This window comes from Curvibacter gracilis ATCC BAA-807 (assembly GCF_000518645.1).
Lineage (GTDB): Bacteria > Pseudomonadota > Gammaproteobacteria > Burkholderiales > Burkholderiaceae_C > Curvibacter > Curvibacter gracilis.
The window spans coordinates 138147-152480 of the sequence record NZ_JADZ01000015.1 but is presented as its reverse complement, the minus strand read 5'-3'; the positions used below and the strand labels follow the sequence as shown (position 1 = coordinate 152480).

General features: G+C 67.3%; 10 protein-coding genes. 7 read left to right on the top strand and 3 right to left on the bottom strand.

From position 1 onward, the window contains the following. Positions 1 to 2 precede the first annotated feature (2 nt). On the top strand, positions 3 to 380 hold the full coding sequence (locus L880_RS34390) for a hypothetical protein (protein ID WP_051443299.1): 378 nt from the start codon (positions 3 to 5) through the stop codon (positions 378 to 380). 190 nt (positions 381 to 570) lie between these two features. After that, entirely contained in the window at positions 571 to 882 is a 312-nt protein-coding gene (locus L880_RS0113690; protein WP_027476168.1) for a hypothetical protein, read from the top strand. Positions 883 to 889: 7 nt separating this feature from the next. Here the strand turns inward: L880_RS0113690 and L880_RS0113685 are convergent, their stop codons facing one another. Continuing rightward, entirely contained in the window at positions 890 to 3484 is a 2595-nt protein-coding gene (locus L880_RS0113685; protein WP_051443298.1) for an adenosylcobalamin-dependent ribonucleoside-diphosphate reductase, read from the bottom strand. Between the two features lie 307 nt (positions 3485 to 3791). Here L880_RS0113685 and L880_RS0113680 point away from each other — a divergent pair, with 307 nt between their 5' ends. Further along, positions 3792 to 4181, top strand: a complete 390-nt coding sequence (locus tag L880_RS0113680) for a hypothetical protein (RefSeq protein ID WP_027476166.1) — start codon at positions 3792 to 3794, stop codon at positions 4179 to 4181. Between the two features lie 23 nt (positions 4182 to 4204). Here L880_RS0113680 and L880_RS0113675 read toward each other — a convergent pair whose 3' ends face one another. Continuing rightward, positions 4205 to 5407 (bottom strand): M20 aminoacylase family protein, encoded by a 1203-nt coding sequence (locus L880_RS0113675; RefSeq protein WP_043329443.1) that lies wholly within the window; start codon positions 5405 to 5407, stop codon positions 4205 to 4207. A gap of 157 nt (positions 5408 to 5564) precedes the next feature. On the opposite strand from L880_RS0113675, the gene L880_RS0113670 reads away from it, so the two are divergent. Beyond that, positions 5565 to 7775: a TonB-dependent siderophore receptor gene (locus tag L880_RS0113670; protein WP_027476164.1), complete on the top strand. Its 2211-nt coding sequence runs from the start codon at positions 5565 to 5567 to the stop codon at positions 7773 to 7775. After that, entirely contained in the window at positions 7744 to 9054 is a 1311-nt protein-coding gene (locus L880_RS0113665; RefSeq protein ID WP_425389184.1) for a PepSY-associated TM helix domain-containing protein, read from the top strand. The genes L880_RS0113670 and L880_RS0113665 overlap by 32 nt, the downstream gene beginning before the upstream one ends. A gap of 8 nt (positions 9055 to 9062) precedes the next feature. Here L880_RS0113665 and L880_RS0113660 read toward each other — a convergent pair whose 3' ends face one another. Next, positions 9063 to 9542 carry an Lrp/AsnC family transcriptional regulator gene (locus L880_RS0113660; protein WP_027476162.1) on the bottom strand — a complete coding sequence of 160 codons (480 nt, stop codon included), beginning with the start codon at positions 9540 to 9542 and terminating at the stop codon, positions 9063 to 9065. Positions 9543 to 9663: 121 nt separating this feature from the next. Here L880_RS0113660 and L880_RS0113655 point away from each other — a divergent pair, with 121 nt between their 5' ends. Together L880_RS0113655 and dinD are read left to right on the top strand one after the other, a co-directional pair. Then, on the top strand, positions 9664 to 13272 hold the full coding sequence (locus L880_RS0113655) for an indolepyruvate ferredoxin oxidoreductase family protein (RefSeq protein ID WP_027476161.1): 3609 nt from the start codon (positions 9664 to 9666) through the stop codon (positions 13270 to 13272). A gap of 126 nt (positions 13273 to 13398) precedes the next feature. After that, positions 13399 to 14250 (top strand): DNA damage-inducible protein D, encoded by an 852-nt coding sequence (gene dinD, locus L880_RS0113650; RefSeq protein ID WP_027476160.1) that lies wholly within the window; start codon positions 13399 to 13401, stop codon positions 14248 to 14250. The last annotated feature ends 84 nt before the right edge of the window (positions 14251 to 14334 follow it).

Genomic DNA, 14334 nt, shown 5'->3' with positions numbered 1-14334 from the left:
CTATGAACAAGCTGTTTGCCATCCTTCCCGCCACCGTGCTGTCGGCCTGTGTGTCCCTGGGTGCCTGGGCGCAGGCACCGGCCGCCACCCCTGCCATGCCCGCTGCAGCCGCCCCGGTCACGCCGGCGGTTGCGGCCTCGGCGCCGGGCGTGAAGCCGGTGGAGGTCAAGCCCGCGGTGGTCAGCACCGTGGGCCCGGCTGCCACCCCGCCGGCAGCAGACAAGGCGAGCCCAACCACCGCCGCGGCAACACCGGCCGCCAAGGCCAAGCAGCCCACCACGCTGCATGCCAAGGCGGCTCACAAGACCGTGCACCCCAATACCGCCAAGGCCGCCAATGCTGCCAAGGCCAGCGTGACCAGTAGCGCCGCGATCAAGTGAGTGGGGATGCACCAGGCCCTATGGGGCCCTGATGCACCTGCTGTCCTCATCAGGCAAGTGTTCAGCGCGGAACCATCTCGGCCTGCGCTGCTCACAGTGAGCCTGGCCGGATCTGTCTCTTGTCGATCCGGTTCAACCCCGTCGTGTCGCGACGGGGTTTCTGTCGCTTGATCCTCTCTGCTCCCCACCGATGCTGTTGCGCCCTCTGCGTTCCTTTATCCTTCCCTTTCTCCTGCTTTCCACGCTGTTGCTGAGCCTGGGCCTGGCCCATGCCGAAGAGGCCGAGAGCGACCTGGCCCTGCGCTATGCCGACGTGCAACGCTGCATGGCGCGCGGCCTGGGGCCGCATTGGGACCGCACCTACCAGATCGACCAGGTGCGCAACCGCTGGGGTGGGCTGGAGCCCAAGGCCCAGTCGCTGGAAAGCGCGCCGCAGGGCGTGCGCATCACCGAGCTGCGCTGCCGCTACCAGGCCGGCCTGCAGGATGCCGAGCGGCCCTGAGCTCCGCTCAGCCGCAAGATCCGAGGTAGCCGCAGTGCGTGCAGAATTCGCAGCCATCTTTCTTGACCAGCGCATGGGCGCCACATTCAGGGCAGGGCTTGCCCGGCGTGACCTCCATGTGCGGCAGCATGGCGGGCTCGCCCGGGGCCGGCGCCGGGGTCTGGCCTGGGGCGGCGGCCCGCGATGCGTGCTGGCGCAGCGCCGGGATCACACGGCCCTCGTCGTCCAGAAAGCCGCGTCGGTACAGGATCTGCTGCACCGCATAGGCGATGGCCGCCACTTCCGAGCTGTGAAAGCGCGGTACCCGGGTGCCATCGGCCTTGCGGTAGTAGCCCGAGCGCACCGGGCCTTTGTCCCAGGTCACCTTGCGCAGATCGGCCAGCGCCTTGGGCAGGCGGCCGTCGCGCGCCGTCAGCGACAGCACGCGGGCCACGGCGGTCACCCATTGCTGGGCCTCGTCGTTCTGGCCGGCCGGGATGAACACCTCCAGTGGCCGCTCCACGGTCACGCTTTGGCCCTCCAGAAAGCCCTCCACGCTCACGAAGGACACCACCAGGTACAGCGATTTCTGGCCTTCGGAGGTGTGGTAGACCAGCTTCTCGGTCACCGCCGGGGTTTCGCCTTCGGGGCGTTTTTCGATGCTGATGCGCAGCGGGTCCATGTCCAGCGGGGCCGGCGCGGGGCCGGGGCTGGTCCCAGGGGCGGCGTTGTTGGCGGTGGCGGCGGTGGGCACCTCCAGCACCGCGCCCAGGGTGTCGTTGGGCCGGTAGGTGGCGCAGCCCTTGAGCCCGTAGGCGTGGGCGCGCAGGTACAACTTCTTGAAATCGTCAAAGGGGTAGTCGGCCGGCACGTTGACGGTCTTGCTGATGGCCGTGTCGATGAAGGGCTGCACCGCGCCCATCATGGCCAGGTGGTCATCGCAGGACATGGCCAGCGCGGTCACCATCGAGTCGGGCAGCACCTGGCTCACGCGCAGGCGCTGGCCCTCGTGGCTGAACTCGTCCTGGTAGCGGCACACCGCGTCCAGCACGGCGTTGCCGAAGGCCGGCTCCAGCGTGCCAAGGAAGACCCGCAGGCCGTGGTCCACCACGGCAAAGGCCTGGGTGCCGCCATCGGGGGTGCGCTTGTTGCGCGTGTAGGCCAGCGAGAACGGCGGCTCGATGCCATTGCTGGCGTTGTCGGCAAAGGCCAGGCTCACGGTGCCGGTGGGGGCGATCGACAGCAGGTGGCTGTTGCGGATGCCGTGCTCGCGGATGCGCGCCTTCAAGGTCTCGGGCAGGCGCGAGGCAAAGGTGCCGGGCGCCAGATAGGCCTCGGCCTGCAGGGCCGGAAACGGACCGCGCTCGATGGCCAGGTCGATCGAGGCGGCGTAGGCCGCATCGCGCATCAATTCGGCGATGTGGGCGGCCTCACGTCGACCGGCTTCGCTGTCATAACGCAGATTCAGCATGGCCAGGGCATTGCCCATGCCGGTGAAGCCCACGCCGATGCGCCGCTTGGCCATGGCCTGTTCCTGCTGCTCTTTCAGTGGCCAGGGCGTGGCATCCAGCACGTTGTCCAGAAAGCGCACCTGCAGCCGCACCGAGGCGATGAAGCCCGCCTCATCGAAGCGCGCCGCCGGTGTGAAGGGCTGCTGCACAAAGCTTGGCAGGATGATCGGCCCCAGGTCGCAGCAGCCATAGGCACACAGCGGCTGTTCGCCGCAGGGGTTGGTGGCGACGATTTCTTCGCAGTAGCGCAGGTTGTTGTCTTCGTTGACCCGGTCCAGAAAGATGATGCCCGGCTCGGCATAGTCGTAGGCCGAGCGCATCACCCGGTCCCACAGGGCGCTGGCACTCACCTCCTGGTACACCCACAGGCCGTCTTCGCGCTGGAAGGCGCCCCGCTCGATCAGGGCCCGTGTCGGTCGCGCTTTGTGCACCAGTTGCACCTGGCCTTGTGCGGCCAGCGCCTGCATGAAGGCCTTGGTCACTCCCACCGACACATTGAAGTTGTTCCAGCGCCCCTTGGTGCGCTTGGCTTCGATGAACTCCTGCACGTCGGGGTGGTCGATGTTCAGGATGCCCATCTGTGCGCCGCGTCGCGAGCCCGCCGCCATCACCGTGCGGCACGAGGCATCGAACACATCCATGAAGGTGCAGGGCCCGGAGGCGTCCGAGTTCGTGCCCTTGACCAGCGCACCTTTGGGGCGGATGGCCGAAAAGTTGTAGCCCACGCCGCCACCACGGCGCAGGGTTTCGCTGGCCTGCGACAGCGCGGTGTAGATGCCGGGCACACCGTCTTCGTCGTAGCCCACCGCCGCATCGCCCACCGGCTGCACAAAGCAGTTGATGAAGGTGGCGTTGTGACCCGCCCCGGCCGAGGCCATGATGCGCCCGGCGCCAATGGCCCCGGCCAGCATGTTGAGGCGGAACTTCTCGCCCATCTCGGCGCGCAGTTCGGGCGTGGGCTCGACCGAGGCCACCGCCCGCGCCACGCGCTCGAACACCTGGCCGGCCGAGTGTTCACCCAGTTCGGCCTGGCAGTATTTCTCCTGCAACACCTCGGTGGTGATGCTTTGGGGGGCGAGCGCCGCAGCGGTGGCGGTGACAGCAGTGTCCATGGGCATTCCTTGGGTGGCGGGCCACCGAAAAGAACGCAGCATAGGCCGAGCTTGAGCCCTGTGCTTGACCCTGATCAGCAAGAGGTTTCAGCGCTTGTTGATGATCGGATCCTGTGTCAGGAGACAACCCGGGCATGTGCCTTGCTTGAGAAGACTGTGATGAGTGCAAATTTAAAGCAATGTTTTTTAGGCGAAACAAGTGCCGACTCTCCCATTGGGTTGGGGGCGTTGCGCACCGTTTTGGGCCTTCGGTGCACTCCGCTGGTCCGGGCGCTTGCCCGTGTGCCGCATTGAACCCGGAGACACCATGCGCATCCCGCATCTGCAAGATCCCAGCACCCCATCGGGGGCACGCATCCACACCCTCCCGGATTCCGCCCCGCGCCTGAAAGCCACGGTGGACGACGGCTCCATCCGCGCGACGGCCATTTTGCTCACCCAGCAAGGGCTGGCCGATGCCCTGCAGGGTGGCGGCGACTGGGCCGAGGCCGCTCCCCTGACGCTGGTCGAGACCGAGCGCGGCGTGCTCACGCTGTGGGCGCTGGTGAAAGACGTGGTGGCCCGGCCCCAGGCCGAAGCCGCCCTGGCCTCGCTGCTCAGTCAGGCGCTGAGCCTGCGCCTGCGTGGCGTGGCCGAGGGCCTGGCCCTGCTGGGGCGGCAGGCGCTGGAGCCGCAAGTGCCGTCAGCGGCGGCCTGAGCCGCCAGGCTGGGCCTGCTGCCTCAGGCGGCGCCCATGCCGCGGGCAAACCACTGCCGCGCCAGCCGGTCCCAGAAGGTGGCGCCCAGGCCCAGGATGTCGTCGTTGAAATCGTAGTGCGCCGCGTGCAGGTTCACGCCGGGCTGGCCCGCAGCCGCGTTGCCGATCCAGCCGTAGGCGCCTGGCACCTGCTCCAGCATGAAGCCGAAATCCTCGGCCGTCATGGCCGGCAGCACGTCGGTGTGGGCCTGCTGTGCGCCCACCACCTCGGCCATCACCTCGCCCATGAAGCGGGCCTCTCGGGCATGGTTCACGGTGCAGGGGTAGCCGGGCTTGATGATCACGCGCGCGGTACAGCCGTGTGCTTCGGCCACGTGGGTGGCGATGCGCTCGATGCCGGCCACCAGGCGCTCCAGCGTCTCGGGCTGCAGGGTGCGGCAGGTGCCGTACAGGGCGGCTTCGTCGGGGATGATGTTCTCTACCGTGCCGCCTTCGATCTTGCCGATGGTGAGCACGGCGCTGTCCAGCGGGTCGGTCTGGCGTGACACCAGCAATTGCAACTGGCCCACGATGGCACAGGCCACCGGGATCGGGTCCAGCGCGGCATGCGGCTGGGCGGCGTGGCCGCCGCGCCCTTGCACCCGCACCTCGAAGCGGTTGGCCGAGGCCATGATGGGCCCCACCCGCACGCCCATCTGGCCGGCCGGCAGGGCCGGCCAGTTGTGCAGCGCAAACACCGCCTGCATCGGAAAGCGCTCGAACAGGCCCTCCTGCATCATGGCCCGGGCGCCGGCGCCGCCTTCTTCGCCGGGCTGGAAGATGAAGTGCACGGTGCCATCAAAGTCGGGTTTTTGGGCCAGCAGGGTGGCCGCCCCCAGCAGCATGGTGGTGTGGCCGTCGTGGCCGCAGGCGTGCATGCGGCCTTCATGTTGGCTGGCATGGCCGAAGGTGTTGATCTCTTGAACCGGCAGCGCGTCCATGTCGGCGCGCAGCCCCACCGCCGGCCCCGGGTTGGCGGCGCTGCGGCCACGGCCGTGCAGCGTGGCCACCACACCGGTCTGGGCCAGGCCTCGGTGCACCGGCAGCCCCAGGGCCTCCAGGTAGGCCGCCACGCGGGCGGCGGTTCGCTGCTCTTCGTATTTCAGTTCGGGGTGGGCATGCAGGTCGCGGCGGAAGCCGATCAACTGACCCAGGTAGGGGGCGACATCGGGCGTGAGGGTGGTCATGGGTGGGGGCAGGGGCCTGCGCTACCAAGGCGCGCCGGGCCCGCAGGCTGGACAAGTCGATCATTGTCCATCTTGTGTTGAGCGGGTGCTTGCCGGGGGGTGTTACCTTTGCAAACTTGATTCACAAATAAGAATCATTCGCATTAGAATCCGGCGAATGACGACCGCACCATCCTCTTCCCTGCTTGCCAGGCGCCTGCGACGGCGCCCCCTCCAACCGCTCAAACCGGCCACTTCTTCCGCTTTCAGCCTGCGTGCCCTGGTGGCTGCCATGGCTGTGGGCGTGCCCGCGCTGCAGGCACAGGCGGCCGATCCGGCAGGCCAGAGCCTCAAGGAGGTGACGGTGTCGGCCGGCGCCGACGCCAGCACCGAAGGCACCGGCGCCTACACCACGCGCGCCACCAGCACCGCCACCCGGCTCGACCTGTCGATCAAGGACACGCCGCAGTCCATCAGCGTGGTCACGCGTTCGCAGATGGATGACTTCGCGCTGCAAAACGTCAACGAGGTGCTGGACAACGCCACCGGCATCCAGGTCGAGCGCATCGAGACAGACCGCACCTACTACAGCGCCCGAGGCTTTGACATCAGCAACTTCCAGGTCGACGGCCTGGGCCTGCCCTTCACCAACGGAGGGCAGGAGGGCGACATGGACACCGCGCTGTTTGACCGCGTCGAAGTGCTGCGAGGCGCCAACGGGCTGATGTCGTCCACCGGCAACCCCTCGGCCACCATCAACTTCGTGCGCAAGCGCCCGACCACCGACTTCCAGGCCTCGGCCGGCCTGAGCCTGGGCAGCTGGAACAACCGCCGCCTGGACGCCGACATCGCCGGCCCGCTGAACGCCGCCGGCACCCTGCGCGGGCGCCTGGTGCTGGCCGATCAGGACAAGAACAGCTACCTCGACCGCTACTCCCTGCACAAGCAGGTGTTGTCGGCCGTGCTGGAGGCCGACCTGGCCCCCAGCACCCGACTGAGCGCAGGCCTGAGCTACCAGAAGAACCAGCCACGCGGCAGCATGTGGGGGGCCCTGCCGCTCTACAACACCGACGGCAGCGCCACCCAGTACCCCGTCTCGACCAGCACCGCGGCCAACTGGAGCAACTGGAATACCTCTGATGCGCGCAGCTTCATCGAACTGGCCCATCAGCTCGACAGCGGCTGGCAGGTCAAAGGTGTGCTCAGTCAGCGCCTGTTGCGCTCAGAGGGCGATCTGTTCTATGCCTATGGCACACCCGATGCCAGCACCGGTCTGGGCCTGTACAGCTACCCTTCTTACTACCGCAGCCGCGAGAAGCAGACCCTGGTCGACGTCTATGCCAGCGGCCCGTTTGATCTGGCCGGGCGCCGTCACGAACTGGTGCTGGGGGCCAGCACGGCGCGCAGCGACACCCAGCAACTCTCCTGGTACAGCGCTGATATCGGCACCGCCTTGCCCTCTTTGAGCCACTGGACCGGCAACTACACCCAACCGAGTTTCGACGCCTATTCGAACAGCGCCAGCTTTGTGATCCGGCGCCAAAGCGTGTACGGCACGGCCCGTTGGAACCTGTCCGACCGACTCAAGCTGTTCACCGGGGGCAATGTGACCCAGGTCGACAGCAGCGGCCAGAACTATGGCGTGCAACACCAGTACGCCAAGACCAAGGCCCTGCCGTACCTGGGGGGCACCTATGCGCTGGATACCCAGCACAACCTCTACGCCAGCTATGCGGGCATCTTCAACCCGCAGACCGAGGTGGGCGCCAACCTGCAACCCCTGCCCCCCATCGAAGGTCGCAACCTGGAAGTGGGTGCCAAGGGCGAGTGGTTCGAGCGCCGACTCAATGCATCGGCCTCGGTGTTCCGCACCCAGCAGAACAACACCGCTGAAGCCACCGCCACCTATGTGGGCAGCACCCTGGTCTACCGCACGGTGGATGCCACCTCGACCGGCTTTGAACTCGATGTGGCCGGCCGCCTGACACCGGCCTGGGAGCTCAGTGGCGGCTTCACCCACATGCGCATCCGCAACGACAGCACCGGGGCCGATGCGCGCACCTATGTGCCACGCCAGACCCTGCGCCTGTCCACCGTCTACAAGCTGGACCGACTGCCTGGCCTGAAGCTGGGGGCCAACCTGCGCTGGCAAAGCCAGATCTCGCGCGACCAGGGCGTGACCGACACCCAGGGGCGCGAGATCGTCACGCGCCAGGCCGCGTATGCCCTGGTCGGCCTGATGGCCCGCTACGACTTTGACGCCCACTGGAGCGCCACCTTCAACATCGACAACCTGACCGACCGCAAGTACATCAACAGCCTGTACTGGGCGCAAGGTTTCTATGGGGCGCCTCGCAATGCCAAGCTCAGTGTCCAGTGGCGCTTCTGAGCGCGTCGCGCCGAGGGCTCAGGCTCAAGCGCAAGCCCTGAGCCTGCGCGCCTGGCTGGTTCGACTGCACCGTTGGGCCGGCTTGCTGATGGCCGGCTTTCTGTTCGTGGCCGGCGTCACCGGCGCGGTCATCTCCTGGGACCACGAACTCGACGAGTGGCTGAACCCTCAGTTCAACCAGGCCACGGCCGAGGGCTCGCCTCAATCGCCACTGGCATTGGCCCAGGCCGTCGAGGCCCGCCACCCCCAGGTCGAAATCAGCTACCTGCCCCTGGCGGCCGAGCCTGGCCACGCCCTGGCCTTGGGCGTGCAGCCGCGCATCGATCCCGCCACGGGGGCTCCGGTGGCCGTGGATTTCAACCAGGTCTTCGTCGACCCGGTGTCGGGGGCCGAGCTGGGCCGCCGCCAATGGGGGGCCCTGTGGCCCTTGGGGCGGGAGAACCTGATCTCGTTCCTCTACGTGCTGCACTACAGCCTGCACCTGCCCGCCGCCTGGGGCATCGACCGCTGGGGCGTGTGGCTGATGGGCCTCATCGCCGCTGTCTGGACGCTGGATTGCTTCACCGGCCTGGTGCTCACCCTGCCGCCGCGCCGGCGTGCCGCACTTGCACGGGCGGCCCCCGGTTTCTGGCAGCGCTGGAAGCCCGCCTGGATGCTGCGCTGGGGCGCTGGCGCCTACAAGCTCAACTTCGACCTGCACCGTGCGGGCAGCCTCTGGACCTGGGCGCTGTTGCTGACGCTGGCCTTCACCGCGTTCTCGCTCAACTTCTACCGCGAGCTGTTCCTGCCCGCGATTTCACTGGTGTCGCAGCGCACGCCTTCGCCTCTGGATGCCATCCCGGGGGCGGCCATCACGCCGCGCCTGGACTGGGCCGAGGCGCTGGCGCGGGCCCGCGGCGAGGCGGCTCGCCTGGGCTGGCGCGAGCCGGCCGGGGCGCTGTACCACGCGCGCTTCCATGGCGTGTATGGGGTGCAGTTCTTCCGCCCCGAAGACGGCCACGGCAGTGGTGGCGTGGGCCACCGCGAGCTGTACATCGACAGCCGCGACGGCCGCGTGCTGGGCCAGCGCGAACCCTGGAAAGGCACTGCGGCCGATCTGTTCGTGCAGGCCCAGTTCCCGCTGCATTCGGGCCGCATCCTGGGCCTGCCGGGGCGGGTGCTGATCTCGGCCATGGGCCTGGTGGTGGCCACATTGAGTGTGACCGGGGTGGTGATCTGGTGGCGCAAGCGCCGGGCTGTTAGAGCCTGTTCACGATCTCGCGCTCGTGGGAGATCGTGAACAGTCTCTTAGACCTCGCCCACCGGCAGCCGCACCTCCGACTTGACCTCGTTGAGCACGATGCTGGAGCGCACCTGCGACACCCCGGGCAGCCGGAAGATGGTGCCGTGCAACAGCTGCTCGTAATGGGCCACATCGCGCGCCATCACGGTCAGGATGTAGTCGGCCTGGCCGGTGGTGCTCAGGCAGCGCACGATGTGGGGCGACACGGCCACCTCACGCTCGAACTGGCGCACCGTGGTCTCGGTGTGCTGGCTCAGGTTCACCTCTACCACCACCAGCAGGTTCAGCCCCACCTTGCTGCGGTCCACCAGCGCGGTGTAGCCGCGGATCACCCCGGCCGCCTCCAGCTCCTTGATGCGCTTCCAGCAGGGCGTGGTCGACAGCCCGGCCTTGGCGGCGATCTGCTGCACGGTCTGGCGTGAGTCGCGCTGCAGCTCCTGCAGGATCAGCAGGCTGGCAGCATCCAGTGTGAAATTCTCGTTCATGACTGATTTTAGGAATGAAAATCTCGAAACTGCGGATTTCTCCAAAAATGAAGAACCAAATTCTCACGCCGGTGCGGCAAGCTCATGGCTTCCCCAAAGCCCTGCGGGGCGCGAGAAGAACATGGAGACACAAGCCACCTTGATGGCGCCGCAAGCCCCTGCGCTGCGCCCTGATTTCAAACTGTCCGACAACCTGTGGGCCGAGCACGGCCAGGTGTTTCTCACCGGCACCCAGGCCCTGGTGCGCCTGCTGCTGATGCAGCGCAGCCGTGACGCGGCCCAGGGCCTGAACACCCAGGGCTTCGTCAGCGGCTACCGGGGCTCGCCCCTGGGCATGCTCGACCAGGCGATCTGGAAGGTCGGAAAAAAATTCTCCGACCATGGGGTGCGTTTCGTGCCCGCCATCAACGAAGAACTGGGCGCCACCCAGGTGCTGGGCACCCAGCGCGTCGAGTCCGACCCCGAGCGCACCGTCGATGCCGTCTACGCCATGTGGTACGGCAAGGGCCCCGGCGTCGACCGCGCCGGCGATGCCCTCAAACACGGCAACGCCTATGGCTCGTCGCCGCACGGCGGGGTGTTGGTGGTGGCGGGGGACGACCACGGCTGCGTGTCATCTTCGATGCCGCACCAGAGCGATCAACTGCTGCAGGCCTTTCACATGCCCGTGGTCTCGCCGGCCAATGTGGCCGAGTACCTGGAGTTCGGCCTGTATGGCTGGGCCCTGTCGCGCTACAGCGGCAACTGGGTGGGGCTGACCGCGCTGTCCGAGGTGGTGGAAAGCGGTGCCACCGTCAACCTCGACGAGCTCAATGCCCGCGTGGCGCAGTGGCAGGGTGCCGACGCGGTGCGCGCCCTCACGGGCCACCAGCCCCCGCCCGACGGCCTGCACTACCGCTGGCCCGATCTGCCCTCGCTGCGCATCGAGTCGCGCCTGGCCGACAAGCTGGCTGCGGTGGCCGCCTTTGCCCAGGTCAACAGCATCGACCGGCACATCATCGAATCGCCCCATGCCCAGGTTGGCATCATCACCTGCGGCAAGGCCCACTACGACCTGATGGAAGTGCTGCGCCGCCTTGAGATCAGCCCCGCCATGCTCGCCACGGCGGGCGTGCGACTCTACAAAGTGGGCCTGTCCTTCCCCATCGAGACCACCCGCGTGCGTGCCTTTGCGCAGGGCCTGCGCGAGATCCTGGTGATCGAAGAGAAGGGCGCGGTGGTCGAGCAGCAGCTGCGCGAGCTGTTCTACAACGCCCCGCCCGAAGCCCGCCCGGCCCTGGTCGGCAAGCACGATGCGCAAGGCCGGCCCCTGGTCTCGGCCCTGGGCGAGCTGCGCCCCTCGCGCCTGATCGAGTTGATGGCCGACTGGCTGCTGCGGCATTTCCCGGATAACACGACCTTCAACGACCACCGCCGCCACGTGGTCGACTTCGTGCCCGCCCCGCTGCTGGCCAACAGCGCCGACAGCGTCAAGCGCCTGCCTTACTTCTGTGCGGGTTGCCCGCACAACACCTCGACCGTGGTGCCCGAGGGCTCCAGCGCGCGGGCCGGCATCGGCTGCCACTTCATGGCCAACTGGATGGAGCGCGACACCGCCGGCCTGATCCAGATGGGGGGCGAGGGCGTGGACTGGGTCTCGCACTCGATGTTCACCCGCACGCCGCATGTGTTCCAGAACCTGGGCGATGGCACGTACTACCACTCGGGCTACCTGGCGATCCGCCAGGCCGTGGCCGCCCGGGCCACGCTGACCTACAAGATCCTGTTCAACGACGCCGTGGCCATGACCGGGGGGCAGCCCGTGGACGGTGTGATCAGCGTCGATGCCATTGCCCGCCAGGTCGAGAGCGAGGGCGTGAAGCAGGTGGTGGTGCTGTCTGACGACATCGCCAAGTACGACGCACAGCGCGAGCGCTTTCCGGCCGGCACCGAGTTCCACGACCGCAGCCAGCTCGATGCGGTGCAGCGCCGCCTGCGCGAAACCCCGGGCGTCACCGTGCTGATCTATGAGCAGACCTGTGCCGCCGAAAAGCGCCGCCGCCGCAAGAAGGGCCAGTTGGCCGACCCCTCGCGTCGCCTGTTCATCTACGACGCGGTCTGTGAAGGCTGTGGCGACTGCTCGGCCCAGAGCAACTGCGTGGCCGTGCTGCCGCATGAAACCCCCCTGGGCCGCAAGCGCCGCATCGACCAGAGCAGCTGCAACAAGGACTATTCCTGTGCCAAGGGCTTCTGCCCCAGCTTTGTCAGCGTCAGCGGCGCTCAGCCGCGGCGCAAGATGGGGGCCTTGCAAGCGGCCTCGGCGGCCTTCGAGCAGCATGTGGCCGCACTGCCCCAGCCCGCGGCCCATGTCTGGGACGCCCCCTATGACCTGCTGGTCACCGGTGTGGGTGGCACCGGCGTGGTCACCGTGGGCGCCGTGATCGCCATGGCGGCCCACCTGGAGGGCAAGAGCGCCAGCGTGCTCGACTTCATGGGCTTTGCGCAAAAGGGGGGCTCGGTGCTGTCCTTCGTGCGCCTGGCCGACCTGCCCGAGCGCCTGAACCAGGTGCGCATCGACACCCAGCAGGCCGATGCCGTGCTGGCCTGCGACATCGTCGTTGCCGCCTCGCCCGAGGCCTTGCAGACTGTGCGCCGCGGTCGCACCCGTCTGCTGGTCAACACCCACGAGGTTCCGGTCGCCGAATCGATCCGTAACCCCGATGCCAGCCTGCAGGTCGATCGACTGCTCGACAAGCTCGAGTTCGCGGCCGGTCCGGGCCTGCTTGAGACCTTTGACGCACAGGCCCTGGCCGAAGACTTTCTGGGCGACACCATCGTGGCCAACATCCTGGCCATGGGCTACGCCTGGCAACGTGGTTTGGTGCCCTTGAGCCTGGCGGCCATGCAACGCGCCATCGAACTCAATGGCGTGGCCGTGCCCACCAACCTGCTGGCCTTTTCGCTGGGGCGTCTGGCCGCCGCCCGCCCCGAGCTTTGCCAGAGTCTGCTGGAGGCCCCCGCGCAGAGTACGGCGGCGCAGGCGCCAGACGATCTGGCGGCCCTGCGCCGCCAGGCCCGTGATCTGCTCAGTGCCTACCAGAGTGCGGCCTATGCCCGCCGGCACGAGGATCTCGTGCAAGCCGTGCTGGCGCGCGAGCTGGTCCTGGGTCTGCCCGCAGGTGGCGCCCTGAGTCAGACCGTGGCGCGCAGCGCGCTCAAGCTCATGGCCTACAAAGACGAGTACGAGGTGGCCCGCCTTTACAGCACACCGGCCTTCCGTGAGGCCCTGGCCCAGCAGTTCGAGGGTGAGCTGCAACTTGAATTCCACATGGCCCCGCCACTGCTCGCACGCGGCCGCCAGGGCCAGCCACCGGCCAAGCTGCGCCTGGGGGCCTGGATGCTGCCGGCCATGCGCCTGCTGGCGCGCGGCAAGGTCTTGCGCGGCACCCTGTTGGACGTGTTCGGGCACACCGATGAACGCCGCCTGGAGCGCGCGCTGATCCAGGCCTACGAGGCCCGTGTGCACGAACTGCTGCCCCTGATCAACGCCGAGCGACTGCCCCTGGCGCTGGAACTGCTCGCCTTGCCGCTGTCCATGCGCGGCTTCGGTCACGTCAAGGCGCGCAACGTCGAGCGCGCCCGCCAGCGCGAGGCCGAGCTGCTGCACCGCCTGGACCCGCAGCGCTACCCGCGCCCGCAAGGGGGGCCGAAGGCCGGCCAGTTCAAAGGCATCGAGGTGCGCGCCGCCTGACCTGGTTGACCCGCTTGACCCGCCAGCGCCGACGCTCAACCTGCCGGCCCTGAGGGGCCAGCCGCCGGCGCATCAACATGGGGTTTTCCAAACCGAGGGCACGCGCCCTCACGCCAGGGAGACCCCATGAAAAAGGAAGTCATTCACCAACTTCACAAGAACTTTGAGGACTGTGCGCGCCAGAAAGATGGCGTGGAATATTGGCTGGCCAGGGAGTTGCAAGTCCTGCTGGGCTACAAGGAATGGCGCAATTTTGATCTGGTGATTGATAAAGCCAAGGTGGCTTGCGAAAAGGCAGGGCAAGCGGTGCTCGACCATTTTGTTGACGTCAACAAAATGGTCGAGCTCGGCTCGCAAAGCCAGCGTGAAGTCGAGGACATCGCGCTGACCCGCTATGCCTGCTACCTGATCGCTCAGAATGGTGACCCACGCAAGGATGCCGTCGCCTTTGCTATGACCTACTTTGCGGTACAAACCCGAAAGCAGGAGTTGATTGAGACCCGCATGGCCGAATGGGAACGCCTGCGCGCCCGCGAAAAGCTGACGCTCTCGCAAAAGGAGTTGTCGGGCGTCTTGTTCGAGCGCGGCATCGACAGCCCTGGCTTCAGCCGCATCCTCAGCCGGGGTGATGCGGCTTTGTTCGGTGGCCTGACCACACAAGGCATGAAGCAGCGCCTGGCTGTGCCGGATAGCCGACCTCTGGCCGATTTCCTCCCGACCATCACGATCAAGGCCAAGGACTTCGCCAACGAAATCACCAACACCCAGGTCAAACAACAGGACCTGCAGGGCGAGCCCGGCATCAGCCGCGAGCACATCAAGAACAACCGCGATGTGCGAAAACTGCTGACCCAGCGCGACATCGTGCCCGAGGACTTGCCGGCCGCCGAAGATGCCAAGAAGCTGGAGCGTCGCCTGAAATCCGAAGCCCAGAAACTTCCCCGCCTGACCCCCAAGCTGGGGCGTAAGCGCCGTTGAGGCTACCCCGGCGTTGCTGCAGTTTCGTCTGTTTCGACGATGCAAACGGCGCCTGGACTGAACCATCATGGTGACCACAACAGT

Coding starts and splice junctions, on each gene's coding strand:
- L880_RS0113660 (WP_027476162.1), bottom strand. CDS start 9,542: ATGAACGAGAATTTCACACTGGATGCTGCCAGCCTGCTGATCCTGCAG.
- L880_RS0113655 (WP_027476161.1), top strand. CDS start 9,664: ATGGAGACACAAGCCACCTTGATGGCGCCGCAAGCCCCTGCGCTGCGC.
- dinD (WP_027476160.1), top strand. CDS start 13,399: ATGAAAAAGGAAGTCATTCACCAACTTCACAAGAACTTTGAGGACTGT.
- L880_RS0113675 (WP_043329443.1), bottom strand. CDS start 5,407: ATGACCACCCTCACGCCCGATGTCGCCCCCTACCTGGGTCAGTTGATC.
- L880_RS0113685 (WP_051443298.1), bottom strand. CDS start 3,484: ATGGACACTGCTGTCACCGCCACCGCTGCGGCGCTCGCCCCCCAAAGC.
- L880_RS0113690 (WP_027476168.1), top strand. CDS start 571: ATGCTGTTGCGCCCTCTGCGTTCCTTTATCCTTCCCTTTCTCCTGCTT.
- L880_RS0113670 (WP_027476164.1), top strand. CDS start 5,565: ATGACGACCGCACCATCCTCTTCCCTGCTTGCCAGGCGCCTGCGACGG.
- L880_RS0113680 (WP_027476166.1), top strand. CDS start 3,792: ATGCGCATCCCGCATCTGCAAGATCCCAGCACCCCATCGGGGGCACGC.
- L880_RS34390 (WP_051443299.1), top strand. CDS start 3: ATGAACAAGCTGTTTGCCATCCTTCCCGCCACCGTGCTGTCGGCCTGT.
- L880_RS0113665 (WP_425389184.1), top strand. CDS start 7,744: ATGCCAAGCTCAGTGTCCAGTGGCGCTTCTGAGCGCGTCGCGCCGAGG.